At 71.4% G+C, this 13,147-nt stretch carries 14 protein-coding genes; 2 read left to right on the top strand and 12 right to left on the bottom strand.

Annotated features, from left to right (window positions below):
• The first annotated feature begins 288 nt into the window (after positions 1 to 288).
• Entirely contained in the window at positions 289 to 1,845 is a 1,557-nt protein-coding gene (locus JYJ93_RS03840; protein WP_206786632.1) for a glycosyltransferase family 87 protein, read from the top strand.
• On the opposite strand, the gene JYJ93_RS03835 is transcribed toward JYJ93_RS03840, so the two are convergent.
• From JYJ93_RS03835 to JYJ93_RS03825, 3 genes are read right to left on the bottom strand one after another with little or no spacing between them, the layout of a single operon-like run.
• Positions 1,842 to 3,575: a cbb3-type cytochrome c oxidase subunit I gene (locus tag JYJ93_RS03835; RefSeq protein ID WP_206786630.1), complete on the bottom strand. Its 1,734-nt coding sequence runs from the start codon at positions 3,573 to 3,575 to the stop codon at positions 1,842 to 1,844. The two genes, JYJ93_RS03840 and JYJ93_RS03835, sit on opposite strands and share 4 nt — an antisense overlap.
• On the bottom strand, positions 3,572 to 4,408 hold the full coding sequence (locus JYJ93_RS03830; protein WP_206786629.1) for a cytochrome C oxidase subunit II: 837 nt from the start codon (positions 4,406 to 4,408) through the stop codon (positions 3,572 to 3,574). Before JYJ93_RS03830 ends, JYJ93_RS03835 begins: the two co-directional genes overlap by 4 nt.
• The gene (locus JYJ93_RS03825; RefSeq protein WP_206786628.1) at positions 4,408 to 4,716 is read right to left on the bottom strand and encodes a hypothetical protein; all 309 of its coding nucleotides are present in this window, start codon (positions 4,714 to 4,716) and stop codon (positions 4,408 to 4,410) included. The genes JYJ93_RS03830 and JYJ93_RS03825 overlap by 1 nt, the downstream gene beginning before the upstream one ends.
• A gap of 154 nt (positions 4,717 to 4,870) precedes the next feature.
• On the opposite strand from JYJ93_RS03825, the gene JYJ93_RS03820 reads away from it, so the two are divergent.
• Entirely contained in the window at positions 4,871 to 5,539 is a 669-nt protein-coding gene (locus tag JYJ93_RS03820) for an SCO family protein (RefSeq protein ID WP_242543658.1), read from the top strand.
• A 166-nt stretch (positions 5,540 to 5,705) separates the two neighbouring features.
• Here JYJ93_RS03820 and JYJ93_RS03815 read toward each other — a convergent pair whose 3' ends face one another.
• The 9 genes from JYJ93_RS03815 to JYJ93_RS03775 form a co-directional block, all read right to left on the bottom strand.
• A complete protein-coding gene (locus JYJ93_RS03815; protein WP_206786627.1) occupies positions 5,706 to 6,122 on the bottom strand; it encodes a hypothetical protein in 417 nt (138 codons plus the stop codon).
• Positions 6,123 to 6,255: 133 nt separating this feature from the next.
• Positions 6,256 to 6,708, bottom strand: coding sequence for a hypothetical protein (locus tag JYJ93_RS03810; protein WP_206786626.1), 453 nt, complete (start codon positions 6,706 to 6,708; stop codon positions 6,256 to 6,258).
• Positions 6,709 to 6,835: 127 nt separating this feature from the next.
• A complete protein-coding gene (locus JYJ93_RS03805) occupies positions 6,836 to 7,417 on the bottom strand; it encodes a Fis family transcriptional regulator (RefSeq protein ID WP_206786625.1) in 582 nt (193 codons plus the stop codon).
• A gap of 139 nt (positions 7,418 to 7,556) precedes the next feature.
• Positions 7,557 to 9,008, bottom strand: coding sequence for a universal stress protein (locus JYJ93_RS03800; protein WP_242543657.1), 1,452 nt, complete (start codon positions 9,006 to 9,008; stop codon positions 7,557 to 7,559).
• Positions 9,009 to 9,058: 50 nt separating this feature from the next.
• Positions 9,059 to 9,478, bottom strand: a complete 420-nt coding sequence (locus JYJ93_RS03795; RefSeq protein WP_206786624.1) for a type II secretion system protein GspG — start codon at positions 9,476 to 9,478, stop codon at positions 9,059 to 9,061.
• Between the two features lie 20 nt (positions 9,479 to 9,498).
• A complete protein-coding gene (locus tag JYJ93_RS03790) occupies positions 9,499 to 10,959 on the bottom strand; it encodes an adenylate/guanylate cyclase domain-containing protein (protein WP_128800157.1) in 1,461 nt (486 codons plus the stop codon).
• 52 nt (positions 10,960 to 11,011) lie between these two features.
• The gene (locus JYJ93_RS03785; RefSeq protein ID WP_206786623.1) at positions 11,012 to 12,139 is read right to left on the bottom strand and encodes a hypothetical protein; all 1,128 of its coding nucleotides are present in this window, start codon (positions 12,137 to 12,139) and stop codon (positions 11,012 to 11,014) included.
• A gap of 13 nt (positions 12,140 to 12,152) precedes the next feature.
• Positions 12,153 to 12,713: a Uma2 family endonuclease gene (locus JYJ93_RS03780; protein ID WP_206786622.1), complete on the bottom strand. Its 561-nt coding sequence runs from the start codon at positions 12,711 to 12,713 to the stop codon at positions 12,153 to 12,155.
• 140 nt (positions 12,714 to 12,853) lie between these two features.
• Complete coding sequence (locus tag JYJ93_RS03775) at positions 12,854 to 13,030, bottom strand: hypothetical protein (RefSeq protein WP_206786621.1); 177 nt, start codon at positions 13,028 to 13,030, stop codon at positions 12,854 to 12,856.
• Positions 13,031 to 13,147 lie beyond the last annotated feature (117 nt).

The raw sequence follows: 13,147 nt of genomic DNA, 5'->3' as shown, positions 1-13,147 counted from the left end.
CCGGCGGAAAGCACCAGGAAGCCGGGCGGCCCCCCGTCCCTCGGAGCGGCGCCCATCGACCGAATCACCTCCGCGCATCACACCCGTGAGCAGGACGGCAATCGCGCGAGGCGCGGAGCAACGCACGAGGCCCGTCCGGGCCGTGCCCACTGGCATCCAGGCTTCGTGGCATGACGACCCGGCGCTGACGGGCCGCGTCTCCGGGATGCGCTGCGGCCCTGGCTCGCCCGTGCCTTCCTCCGGCGCAAGAACTCCGCGTGCGTGTGGGTCCGCCGGTAGTAGCCTGCCGTGCTGACTCCGATGGAACCCGCGCCCACTCCGCTCGCAGCGCCGTCCCCGTCCGTCCCCTCTCACGCTTCTCGGGGCCTGGACCTCTGGCCGTTGATCATCGTGGCGCTGGGCGCCTGGGTGCTGCGCGCGCTGGCGTTCTTCCATCGCTCCGGCGCCATGGGCTATCCCGTGGACTACGACGAGGGCGTGTACTTCTCCGCCGCGTCGCTCCTGCTGCGCGGGGACCTGCCCTACCGCGACTTCATCTTCGTCCATCCGCCCGGAGGCCTCCTGCTCTGGGCTCCCGGTGCCGCGCTCACGCTGGGGCTCGACGCGGCCACCGCATACGGCATCACCCGCTATCTCGCCGCCGCCGTGGGCGCGCTGTGCGTGTTCCTCGCGGGCCGGATCGCCTGGCGCGCCTGGGGTCCGGTCGCGGGCTGCGTGGCCGCGCTCGCCTATGCCGCGTATCCAGAGGCCGCCCTCGTGGAGCGCGGCACGTTCCTCGAGCCCCTGCTCAACGTCCTGTGCATGGGCTTCGCGAACCTCTGGCTCGCGTCCGGCCCCCACTCCCGGGCACGCCGCATCGGCGCGGGCGTGCTCCTGGGGCTCGCCATCTCCGTGAAGATTCCGGGGGGACTCTGGCTCATCGCCGCGCTGCTCTCACGACCGGGGAAGGAATCCTGGCGCCGCGCGCTCCTGCCCGTGCTCGTCGCGTCCGCCACCTGCGTCGTCGTCGTGGGTCCGCTGGCCGCGCTCGCCCCTTCCGAGTTCCTCCGCGACGTCATCACCTTCCAGGCCGTGCGTCCCCCGGACGGTGAGCTGGACCGCTGGCTGCGCCTGCGTGAGATCTTCCACGAGCGCCGGTGGGGCGAAGTCGTCCTCACCCTCTTGGGCCTGGGCACCGCGTGCGTGCGCGCCTTCCGTGCCGCTCCCGAGCACCGCCCCGCCGCGCGCTTCTTCGCCTCCGCGTTCGTCCTCGGCGTGGCCCTGCTCCTCGCGTCCAGGACCTACTGGAACCCGGACAACGCGCACCTCGCCGCTTCGGGGGCCGTGCTCGCGGGCCTGGGCGCGTCCGTGCTCCACGCCTTCAGCACCCGCTGGGGCCGCACGGCCTCACGCGCCGTGGCCGCGCTCCTGTTCGCCGTCGCGTTCGTTCCCGGCGCGCGGCACGTCCACCAGAGCGCCCAACGGCAGGCCCCGGACGTGGTGGCGCTCGCGAAGCACCTCCGCGCGGACGTGCCTCCCAAGGCGTGCCTCTACTCCTTCGAGCCCGGCTGGGCGCTCGCGGCGGGCCGGCTCCCCATGGGCGCCACGCCCATCGTGGATGGCTACGCCACCATGCTCCAGGACGCCATGAGCACGGGCGACCGCTTCGAGACCACCAACGAGGCCCTCTCCGCCGATGAGGCCCAGCAGGCCCTGCGCATCATGCTGGGCGCCTGCCGCTTCGTCGTCCTGGGCCCGCGGGGAGAGTGGATGCTCACGCCGCAGAGCCGCCCCTGGTTCAAGCAGCACTTCGTCCGCCGCTTCCCCGAAGGCAACGCCGGCGTGGACCTCTGGGAGCACCGCTAGACGGCGCCCTCCACTCCGGGCACCGGCCGCACCACCGGCTCCGCCACGGGTACGCCCGAGGGCAGTGGCTCCGCCTGGCCAATCCAATCGCGACCCAGTTGCTCCTGTACTTCCGGTTGCGACAGCGCATGCGGACCGCGCAGCACCACGGCGCCGGCCCCCGCGTCCGTCCACTCCAGCGTTCCCACGCGCCACGGGTTCGGCTCCGCGGCCCGGCCCCACCCGAGCGTCCGCACCAGGTTCACCACGAACACCAACTGCACCGCGCCCAGCGCGAACGCCGCCCAACTGGTCCACCGGTTCAACGTGAGCAGGTGCGCGAGGAACGTGTACTGGTACGGGTCATAGAGCCGCCGCAGCTGCCCCGCGTAGCCCGCCACCAGCTGGCCGCCGAAGACGGCGATGAACAGCACCGCGCTCAGCACCACGTGCACCTTGGCCATGCGCTCGTCCAACGCGCGCCCGTACATGCGGGGGAACCAGAAGTAGAGCCCCGCGAACACCGCGAGGAAGCTGGCCGCGCCCATCGTCAGGTGGAAGTGGCCCACCACCCACATCGTCCCGTGCAGCGGCACGTCCGTCGCCACCGCGCCCAGCGCCAGCCCCGTGATGCCGCCCAGGCCGAAGACAATCATCGTCGCCAGCGCCGCGAGCATTGGCGACGTGAGCCGCACGCTGCCCCGCCACAGCGTCATCAGCCAGTTGAGGAACATCACCTCCGCGGGCAGGGAAATCAGCAGCGTCAGCACCATGAACGTGCGCCCCAGCACCGGCGCCATCCCGCTGGTGAACAGGTGGTGCGCGTACACCGCGCCGCTCAGCGCCGTCACCACGCCCATGGCCCCCGCCGTCAGCCGGTAGCCGTGCGCGGGCTTGCGGCTGAAGAACGCCACGAAGTCCCCCACCATGCCCCACGCGGGCAGGATGAGGATGTAGACCTCCGGGTGGCCGAACAGCCAGAACAGGTGCTGGTACACCACCGGGTCGCCGCCCCCGCCCACCGCCGCCGCGCCCGCGATGAAGAACTGCGTGCCCGCCACCCGGTCCAGCAGCAGCAGCACCGTGGCCGCCGCCAGCACCGGCACGAACAGCACGTTGAGCACCGCGCCGTAGAACAGCCCCCACACCACCAGCGGCATCCGGCCCCACGTCATCCCCGGCGCGCGGCAGCGCACCACCGTGACGACGAAGTTGAGCCCGTACAGGAACGCGGACACGCCCACGCACAGCACCGCCACCGTCACCAGCGTCTGCCCCAGCCCCGGCGTGAACGCGGGCGTCGCCAGCGGGGGATACGACGTCCACCCCGCGCTCGCCGGCCCCAGCCGCACCACGAACGACACCAGCATCAGCGCGCCGCCCGCCGCGTAGGACCAGAAGCCGAACGGCGACAGCCGGGGGAACGCCATCTGCTTCGAGCCAATCGCCAGCGGCAGCACGAAGTGCCCCAGCGCGCCGAAGAGCAGCGGCGTCACCGCGAAGAAGATCATCAACAGGCCGTGCATCGTGAACACGGCCGTGTACGTGGGCGGAGTCAGCGCGCCCTTCGACTCGGGCAGCACCCACGCGAGCCCCGGCACCGGCTGCCCGGGCCACGCCCACTGGAAGCGGATGAGCATGGCCAGCAGGCCGCCCACCAACAGGAACAGGAACCCGCCCCACAGGTACTGCCGCGCCACACGCTGGGGGTCCGTCGTCCAGAGCGACTTCAAGAGCGCCCCCGCCTTCATGGCGTCCTCCACACCCAGCCCCAGTGGGCCGCCGTGTCATCCGGGTCGTAGGCCTGCACCGCCTTGAGGCTCGCCTCGCGCAGCCACGCCGCGTACGCCTCCGGGGACAGCGCCGTCAGCATGCCGCGCATCCGGTAGTGGCTGGTGCCGCAGTGCTGGTAGCAGGCCACCTCCCACGCGCCCTCACGAGCGGCCTGGAACCACGTCTGGTTCACGCGGCCCGGGATGGCGTCCAGCTTCACGCGGAAGGCCGGCAGCGAGAACCCGTGCACCACGTCCGTGGAGACCAGCTGCACCCAGACAGGCACGTCCGCCGGCACGCGCAGGTCGTTCCACGTCACCACGTCGTCCTTCGTGCCGAACGCCCCGTCCGCGCCAGCGTACCGCGCCTCCCAGGACCACTGGTGCGCGTTGATTTGGATGCGCACCGTGCGCGGATCCGCCGTGGGGACGCGGAAGTTCCAGAGCACGTCGTTCAGGTAGCCCTGGGAGCCCAGGAACAGCGTCCCGTCCACCACGCCGAACGCGCACACGGCCAGCCCCAGCACCCACGCCTTCGAACGCCGCGTGCCTCCATCCGGCGCCACCTTCCGGGCGCCCCGGAAGCGCGCCACCGCCAGCAGCATCCACCCGAGCATCACCGCCGCCAGCGCCAGGTCGAAGCCATGGCTCGTGGCCAGCAGCGCGTCGATGCGGCCGCCCGTCGCGCTCGCGTTCTCCGGCGGCGCCAGGCTCCAGGCGCTCCGCGCGGGCGGCGCCGCCAGGGGCGCCTGCGCATCCGGCGGCGCGACGTCGCTGGGGGAGGACGAGGGCAACGCAGGGGACTGCGCCATCACGGATGCTCCTGTTCCACGGGGGCCGAAGCCCGCGCTGCTCCCGGCGCCTCTCGCCCCGCCCGCCGGGCCGCCCAGAGCCCCACGCCCACCAACGCGAAGGGCACCAGCATCAGCGCCAGCAGCAGCTCGCCTGCGCCCCCCGGGGACTCCGGCGCCCGGGCCGTGCATGAGGGGCACGCCCACGCCGCCGCCGGCACCAGCGCCCCGACGAGCCCGAGCCAGCCGCCGAGCGCCAGCACCCGGAAGCCTCCCCATCCGCCCGGCGAAGCGCGTCCACCCGGAGGCAGGAAGAGGGCCTGGGACATGGCCTCCGGGCTAGCACGCACCCAACGTCCCCTCAAGGAGCACCCCGTCCGCCCGGGAGCGGCCACTCTCCCTCATGCCTCGCATGCGGCCAGCCCCTACCCCGCGCCTGCCCGGCGCTTGTGCGCCCCCCGCCGATGCCGTACGTGCCGACGCATGTCCGTCGAATCGCCCTCGTCTCCGTCCGCCGCCCCCCGCTCCCGTCCCGTCCGCCGCTCCTGGGTCTGGGCAGGCATCGCCGTGGCGTCGCTCGGCTTCATGGGGGTGGCGGTCCACGACATGGTGAAGGACCGCTCCCAGCCGCCGCCCCGCCTGGGCGCGCTGCCGGACTTCACCTTCACGCGGCAGGACGGAAAGCCCTTCGGGCTGAAGCAGCTCCGCGGCCACCCGTTCATCGCCAACTTCATCTTCACCCGCTGCCCCACCGTCTGCCCTGTCTTCACGCAGAAGATGGCGCGCGTGCAGGAGCACACCGCGAAGCTGGGGACGGACCTCCAACTGGTGTCCTTCTCCGTGGATCCGGCCTACGACACCCCGGAGCGGCTGGCCGAGTACGGGACGAAGTACAAGGCGGACTTCACCCGCTGGAACTTCCTCACCGGCGACTACGCCACCCTCAAGGACACCATCGTCCAGGGCTTCAAGATCAGCATGGGCCGCGAGGCCGGCGCCCCCGAGGACGACCTGCTCTCCATCTTCCACGGCACCCACTTCGTGCTGGTGGACGGCACCGGAGAGATTCGCGGCTACTACGACAGCGCGGACCCCGAGGCGACCCAGAAGCTGGAGACCGACGCCTTCCGCATCACCCGCGAAGAGGGCTGAAGCCCACCGCTTCCTGATCGCGCCCATACTCCGGGTGCGACACACCGGGTCTCACTCCACCCGGGCCCCGAGCCCGGCTCGAAGCCCGCAAAGCCGAAAGGCCGGCCCCCACCTCGCGGTGAGTACCGGCCTTCGTGCCTGAGTCACGCCAACTTCAGCGGGGAACTCAGTTGATGAGCGCAGCCTGCGCGTGGGCGAACAGGTTCTGCACGTTCTGCTGCGCGGGCTGGGAGGCCAGCGCGCCGACCTTGTCCGCGCCATCCTTCACCACGCCCGCGATGTCCGCGATGGACTTCACGGTGGGGGCGAACTTGGTCAGCTGGGACAGACCGGCCAGGGGGCCCTTGGACAGCAGGGACGCGCCGGAGTCGATGAACTTGTCCACGAACGGCTTCGCCAGCTTGCCCAGGCCGAACGGGAGCTTGTCCAGGAGACCGCCCGCGATGCCCTTCAGGCCGCCCGCGATGGCGCCCATGGGGTTCTGAACGAAGTTCAGCGCCTTGCCCGCGATGTTCGCGACGCCGCCCGCGATGTTGGAGACCGTCTTCGCGACGCTGCTGACAACCTTGCCGATGCCGCCCATGGTGAAACCCCCTACTTGAACTTGGTTTGGAGAGTGTGAGCCGGAGTGAAGCTTCAAAAGGATTCTCGGAGGGGGGAGGAAAATGTTTCCTCCCCATTTTCCGATCTATTTCACGGAGATTCCCAGGCGGGCTTCAGCCCCGGGTTCCACCGCCGCCCTTCTTCAGCTGGTCCATCAGCTCCTTCTGCTTCGCCTCGTCCTGGGGGGCCTTGGGGGTCTCGGCCGAGGGGTTCAGGCTCGGCTTGCCGGCCCCGGCGCTCTTGCTGGCCTCGAACTCGGACTTGGCGAAGGGGTTGCCCTGGCCGGGCAGCTCACCCTTGGCGCCCGCGACCAGGAACTCACCGACCTCCTCCACCGTGTGCACGGGGAAGCCGTTCGCCTTCAGCTCCTCGTCGGACACGACGTTGAGCATGGGCTCCTTGTCCTTGTCCTGGGCGTACTCGAGCACCAGCTCGACGTAGTCCTCCAGCTTCATCCCCACGGCATCCGCGATGCGCTTCGTCTCGGGATCCTTGAGGAGCTCCGCGCGGACGACTTCCACGGGACGGGACAGACCACGCTTCTTGCCAGGGGCTTGCTGGGACATTGCGGTTTCGCTCCGGAGAGGAGAGGAAAGACGGCTGGGAACAACTCTAGCCCATCTTTCCAGTAGTACCCATTCCCCGCCCCAGCCCCCTCTGGGAGCCCCCCCTTCCGGAAGGCTCCATCGGGTTTCAGCGGACCGCGTTGCGGGGCGCGCCCTTGCGCGCGGGGGCCGCGGCCTTGCGCTTGGGCAGGATGCGGGTGACGGAGCCGGGGCGGCGGGCCGCGGCGGCGGCGCGCTCCTTCTCCTCGGCGGCCTTCAGCGCGGCGGCGCGCACGGCCAGCACTTCCGCCTGCTGCGCCCAGCGGCGCTTGAGCGCGTCCCGCAGGCCGTCCGTCTGCAGGTCCACCTGCGCCTGGTGCAGCCGGTAGTGCAGATCCTCGCGCAGGGTGCCCCGGGTGAGGGCGGCCATCGCGGTGCCGGACACGCCCACCACCACCTTGGGCCGCTCCTCCTGCATCTGGAGGCAGCGCAGGATGAGGCCTTGGGCGTCCAGCGGCAGCTTCCCCGCGTCCGCGATGAACACCACGCCGTTGGGCTGACGGAGCGCTCCGGCCAGCTCCTGGGCCTGACGCACCTCCGTGAGCGGGACGCCGAAGTTGCGCGCGGCTTCCTCCGCCCAGGCCCTGCGCTCATCCTCGGTGCCGCCGTGGATGATCAGCGATGCACGGTTGGAGACGAGGTCCTCTTCTCGATAACCGCGAAGAGCCACGGGATGCCCTACCCTTCTGGGAAAGCGGGTCCTCCCAAAGTCTAACGCCCTCCAGGGTCGCCTGTTCAATCCCTTACGTGCGGGAAAAAACCAGGGACCCGTTCCCCGGGAGCCCCTCCACTGGACGCCCGTTCCCGGGTCAAGCCGAAGGCACCACCATCACGGGCCGGCGGCAGCGCAGCACCAGCTCGCGCGCCACCGCCTCCTCCAGGACGTCCGGGACCACCTCGCGCCGGGCGGACGTGCCCACGCAGACCAGGTCCACGCCCTCGCGCTCCGTGGCCTGGCAGATGGCGGTGGCGACGTCCTCCCCGCTGACCCCCTCCACGCTCCAGTGCACCGCCTGCGCGACCGTGTCCCCGGGCACCTGCGCCCAGAGCCGCTTCAGCACCCGGTCCCGCTCGTTGTCGGGCTCCGGGAGCACGCCGTGGAAGTCCCGGGGGCCCCGCTCGCGGCCCCGGAGCCGGTGCACGTGCAGCAGGTGCACGCGGCCCCCCGGCCCCACCAGCGAACACGCCTGCGCGATGGCCTGTCCCGAGGCCAGCGTGAAGTCCACCGGCACCAGCGCGCTCCGGGGCGGAGGGAGCCGGCGCGGCTCGCGCGCTCCAGGCGGGATGCACGCCACGGAGCGCTCCGCGCGGCGCAGCACCCCCTCCGACACGGAGCCGTGCCACAGCCGCTGCACGCCGCCGCGCAGGTGCATGCCCACCACCGTGAGCTCCACGCTGCGCGCGTGGGCCACGTGCAGCAGGTGGTCCGCCGGGCGGCCATAGCCGGGCTCCAGCACCACCTCCACGCGGCCCTCCCCCTCCAGGTCGCCCAGGCGCTCACGCACCTCGCGGTGGAGCACGCGCTCCACCAGCGGCTCCAGCCCCTCCATGGTGCGCTCGCGCGCGTCCAGCCGCTCCACGTGCACGGGGGTGTGGATGCCCAGCCGCTCGCGCTCCTCCAGGGGCGAGCACACGTACGTGGCCAGCACGTCGCATCCGCCCACGCGCCGCAGCTCCCGCAGGAAGGTGATGGCGGCGTCGGACGTGGAGGAGCGGGGGTCCACCCCCACCATCACCAGCAGCCGGCGCCGGCCTCGGGCCCAGTCCAGGAGCGCCGTGTCCCGGCGCACCGCCAGCACCGGGGCGCAGCCGTGGCGGGCCAGGCGCTCCGCCAGGGACGTCTTGCGCCAGGGGGACGTGCGCCAGCCCTCCGCGGCCACCACCACCAGCCGGGCGCTGCGGCACTCCTCGTCTCCCAGCAGCGTCTCCACGGAGGCGCCCCGCTGCATGCGCGGCTCCACCCTGCCCGCGATCGCCCGCAGGCGCGCGGACTCCGCGGCCAGTCCTCCTTCCGCGGCGGACAGGGCGTCCGGAGCCTCCGCGTCCGGCACTTCGTCATCCACCCCCAGGAGCAGCAGGGGCTCTCCCAGGCGGCCGGCGAGCGTCGCCGCGACGGTGGCCGCGTGCGCGGCGTCGGCGGACAGGTTGGTTGCGCAGATGATGGCCATGGCGGGGCCCCCCGAGGAGGCGATGCCCGCTGGAGCCTCCTCCGCCAGGAAGGATGCGCACGCCAGATGCCCGGTGACGTGCGGTCCACGCATGCCGGCCTGCCTGCCCACCAGGGTGGGGCGGCCCGGCGGCGAGGCCCTCCCTAGCGCAGGAGCTGCTGGTGCCCGTCGTGGTTGGTGTGGTCCTGATTGTCGCCCGCGCCGCCGCGCTGGTTCTCGCGGCCGAAGCTGGACAGGAACACGCCCTGGTCGCTGCTCGCGTAGTGGTACGGCCGGCCCCAGGGGTCCAGGGGCACGGCGTGGAGGTATTTGGGCACCAGCATCTCGTCCAGGTTCCCCTCCTCCGGCAACTTCCCCCCGTGGTCCGCGCGGTAGCGCTCCAGCGCGTCCAGGATGAGGGTGAAGTCGGCGTGGATGCGCTGGGCCTGCTCGGGGTCGCGGCGGCGGAAGGCGGTGAGCACCAGGGCCACGACGAGCGCCACCGCGAACACCACCGCCACCCAGGGCAGCGGGGAGCGGCGGGACTTCTCGCGGACGGCGGACGGGGACGAGGTGGCGGACATGGCCCGTCCACCCTACCGCGTCAGAGCGCGCGGTAAAGCGGCACCGGCTGCTGCTTGCCCTTCAGGCGCACCGGCGGCAGGTCCTCGAAGGCGGTCTCGTTCGCGTCCACCAGCTCGCGCGTGCGCTCGCCCACCAGGATTTCCCCCGGCCCGGCCAGCGCGCACAGCCGCGCGGCCACGTTCACCGCGTCGCCGATGCAGGTGTACTCGGCCCGCATCGCGCCGCCGATGTTGCCGGACACCACCACGCCCGAGTTGAGCCCCACGCCCAGCTCCAGCACCAGGGGCCGGCCCTCGCGGCCGTGGGCCACCCACTCGGCCTCCGCCACGGCGCGCAGCTCCGCCACGGCCTCCATCATCATCTTCGCGCACTGCAAGCCCCGGAGCGCGTCGTCCGGGCGGCCCACCGGCGCGCCGAAGACGGCCATCAGCCCGTCGCCCAGGAACTTGTCCAGCGTGCCGCCGCAGGTGAGCACCGCGTCCGACAGCCGGCCCAGCACCTGGTTGAGCACCGCCACCACCTGTTCGGGAGGCAGGCTCTCCGCCAGGCCGGTGAAGTTGCGGATGTCCGCGAACAGCACCGTCACCTCGCGCTTCTCGCCGGCGAGCACCGCCGCGTCCGCGCTCTTGAGGATCTCCTCCACCACCGCGTCGGACGTGTAGCGCGCGAACAGCTTGCGCATGCGCTCCGTCTCGTCCGTGCGGCGCACCACGCTCTCGATGCGCGCCGCCAGCTCGTCCATGGACGCGGACTTGTTCACGTAGTCGTCCGCGCCCGCGCGCAGGCCGCGCACGCGCTCCGCCTCACGGTCGTTGGCGGTGAGCATGATGACGGGGATGGCGCTGCGCGGGCCCTCCTTGAGCCGCCGGCACAGCTCCACGCCATCCAGGCCCGGCATCTCCAGGTCGCTCAGCACGATGGCCGGCTGCAGGCGCCCCATGCCCTCCAGCGCCTCGTAGGGGTCCTGGAAGCAGAGGACCTCGTAGCCCAGGGCCACCAGCCCCTCCTGCACGAAGGCGCACGCCAGGGGGCTGTCGTCCACCACCACCACGCGGCGGCGGCCCTCCGTCGCGGGACGCGGCAGGTCCTGCCGGCCGACGATGCGGTTCTGCACGCCCAGCGCTTCGTAGATCTGCTTGTACGTGCAGTGGCCCAGCTCGACGAGGATCTCCCCCAGCCGCCGCCCGTCGCGCCGCTGCCGCGCCAGCGCTTCATCCAGCTGCGCGAGCGTCACGTACTTGAGCCCCACCAGCAGCTCGCCCAGGGGCGGCTGCGCGGGCCCCTTCTCGTGGTTCAAGCCCAGGGCCTCTCCCAGTGCGTCCTGGATCTGCTCGCGCGACACGTAGCCCAGGGAGATGAGCGCCTCTCCCACGCGCTGTCCGGTGAGGGCCTGGAGCGCGAGCGCCTCCTGCACCTGACCCGGCGAGACGACGCCCAGCTTGAGCAGCAAATCACCGAAGAGGGGGTTTGATGCACTCACGTGGAAGCCTCCGTGACACGCCTGTCCGGCAAGCGTAGCGCAACCGTGGCCGTCAGTGCTCGAACATGCGGCCAAAGGCCATGACGATCTCCAGGATGATCAACGCGACGATCATCACCTCCAGGACGTGCGAGCGGTCGATGTCCACCTCGCCCTTGAGCAGGCCATAGGTCTGCGCGAGCAGCTGCTGCTTGCGCGTCACGGAGGCCTGCCACGCGGGGATGCGCAGGCGGCGCACGGCGCCCTCGTAGACCTTGGCCAGGTAGAAGTCGCCAATGATCTTCAGGCTGTTCTCCACCCGCTCCACGAACTCGTTGAGGTCCACGAGCGTGCCCAGCGTCTCCCGGGCGAGGTTGCGGTAGGGGCTGCGGAACAGCGTGAGCCAGCCGGGCTTCTTCTTCTGCACCTCGTCGTGGATGCGCGCGATGTGCTTGTCCAACCGCTCGTCGTAGTAGCGGAACTCCAGGAGCTGCGCGTTGGCGATCTCCAACAGGTCCGGGATGTCGCGCGAGCCGGACGGCTCGTAGACGAACGCGCTGTTCCAGTCCACGACGACCAGGTCATGGGCGGTGTAGCTGAAGCGCACCTGGGTGACGGCCTCGCGCTCGCGCGGCGCGAGCGGCGCGGTGGTGCTCTCTCCCAGGAGCAGCCGCGCGATGTCCGCGCACTGGAACAGCTCCTCCGCGGAGGGGTTGCCCTGGATGCGCTCGGCGAAGATGACGGTGTAGCTCTCGCTCTGGTCCCAGAGGTGCGGCCCCTGCACGGCGGCGGCGATGGTGCGGCGCACGCCCTCCACCAGCTCGCGCGCCAGGTCCTCCAGGGCCTGGCTGTCATAGAGCTCGTCCGCGACCAGGGTGAGCGTCTCCCAGGTGGTGCCGGGAGCGACGGGGACGCGCAGGATGATGGACGCGGCGCCGTGGTCGAACAGGCGCGCGGTGGCGTCCACGGTGACGGGCCCGCCGCGCAGCGCGAGCGGCCTGCGGCCCAGCTCATAGGCCACGGGCGGGTTGGGCAGCTGGATGTACTGGCTGTTCTCGCGCGACAGCTTCAAGCGGCGCGAGTCCTCCGACAGCGCCTTGCGCGCGCGCTCCAGGTCGATCTCCTCCGCGATGTCGAACGTGCGGTAGCAGAGGATGTGGGCCTGTTCGAAGAGCAGCGTCATTCCGGCGGGCGCGGACATGGTGCGCTGAAGCCTACTCGACGTCCTCCCACAGGACCCTCAGTTCCAGGGGAAGCGCCTCGAATGGTTCCGCGTGGACGGTCTCCGAGTCCTGATGGGTTCCCACGAGGAGGTAGTGCGAGCCTTCCAGAAGACGGAAGACCTCCAGCGTGTACTGGAGCGGGTCCACCAACCAGACGTGCTTGACCCCTTCGCGGGCATAGATGGGCAGCTTCCGGAAGCGGTCCAGCCGGGCCGTGGACGGCGACAGCACCTCGCACAGCCAATCCGGCGCCATCGTGATGCCCACGACGTCAGGCATCTTGGGCACCCGCTCCCGGCGCCAACCCGCGAGGTCCGGCACCAGGACGTCCTTGCCCAGGTGCAGCTCCGGCTCGGGCAGGAAGAGCCACCCCCCAGGCCCCCCTCGTCCCCGACCAAAGGGATTGCGAAGCTCCCCACCCAGCTCAAATGCGGCGGAGGCATGCCGCGCCGCCGGCCGGGGGCTCGCGTACAGCTCCCCGTTGACGATCTCCCCCACCTGGTTCGAAGGGAGCGCTTCCAGGTCGGCGTAGGTGGCGGGCTTTCGGGTCATCTCAGGGACGCGTAACCTAGCAGGTAGGGACATGCCCGGACACTCTCATGCCCGTCTGACACCTGTACCCCGGTGGCCGGGAGCCCTGGAAGGGCCCCGGGCCTGAAACATTTCCGCTGAAACATTTCCGGATGTTTCAATCAGTCGCCGCCGCCCTCGGGCAGCTTGATGCCAATGCCACCCGGGCCCTCGCCCTGGTCCGGCAGGTTGCCAATGTGGCCGGGCGTGGGGATGGGGCGGTCTCCCGCCTGACGCTTGTTGTCCTGTTCGTCCTCCGGAAGCTGCGGTTCCTTCCGGGGGCTTTCATGCTCACCCATGGTGGCTCCTTCGCGAGTTGAGAGGGTTTGACCTCTCCCAAGCTAGGGAGCCCGTGCCCCGGCTGGCACCCCGCCCCTGCCGGCCCGCGGGGCATGCGGGGGCACGAGCGGGGCGAA

The sequence above is a fragment of the Corallococcus sp. NCSPR001 genome, from assembly GCF_017309135.1.
In the GTDB taxonomy this organism is placed as follows: domain Bacteria; phylum Myxococcota; class Myxococcia; order Myxococcales; family Myxococcaceae; genus Corallococcus.
This window is presented reverse-complemented; position numbering and strand designations above follow the sequence as displayed.

Bases quoted from the DNA above. Each gene is read 5' to 3' on its own strand.
- JYJ93_RS03835 (WP_206786630.1), bottom strand. From the start codon at position 3,575: ATGAAGGCGGGGGCGCTCTTGAAGTCGCTCTGGACGACGGACCCCCAG.
- JYJ93_RS03830 (WP_206786629.1), bottom strand. From the start codon at position 4,408: ATGGCGCAGTCCCCTGCGTTGCCCTCGTCCTCCCCCAGCGACGTCGCG.
- JYJ93_RS03825 (WP_206786628.1), bottom strand. From the start codon at position 4,716: ATGTCCCAGGCCCTCTTCCTGCCTCCGGGTGGACGCGCTTCGCCGGGC.
- JYJ93_RS03820 (WP_242543658.1), top strand. From the start codon at position 4,871: ATGTCCGTCGAATCGCCCTCGTCTCCGTCCGCCGCCCCCCGCTCCCGT.
- JYJ93_RS03815 (WP_206786627.1), bottom strand. From the start codon at position 6,122: ATGGGCGGCATCGGCAAGGTTGTCAGCAGCGTCGCGAAGACGGTCTCC.
- JYJ93_RS03810 (WP_206786626.1), bottom strand. From the start codon at position 6,708: ATGTCCCAGCAAGCCCCTGGCAAGAAGCGTGGTCTGTCCCGTCCCGTG.
- JYJ93_RS03800 (WP_242543657.1), bottom strand. From the start codon at position 9,008: ATGCGTGGACCGCACGTCACCGGGCATCTGGCGTGCGCATCCTTCCTG.
- JYJ93_RS03795 (WP_206786624.1), bottom strand. From the start codon at position 9,478: ATGTCCGCCACCTCGTCCCCGTCCGCCGTCCGCGAGAAGTCCCGCCGC.
- JYJ93_RS03785 (WP_206786623.1), bottom strand. From the start codon at position 12,139: ATGTCCGCGCCCGCCGGAATGACGCTGCTCTTCGAACAGGCCCACATC.
- JYJ93_RS03780 (WP_206786622.1), bottom strand. From the start codon at position 12,713: ATGACCCGAAAGCCCGCCACCTACGCCGACCTGGAAGCGCTCCCTTCG.
- JYJ93_RS03775 (WP_206786621.1), bottom strand. From the start codon at position 13,030: ATGGGTGAGCATGAAAGCCCCCGGAAGGAACCGCAGCTTCCGGAGGAC.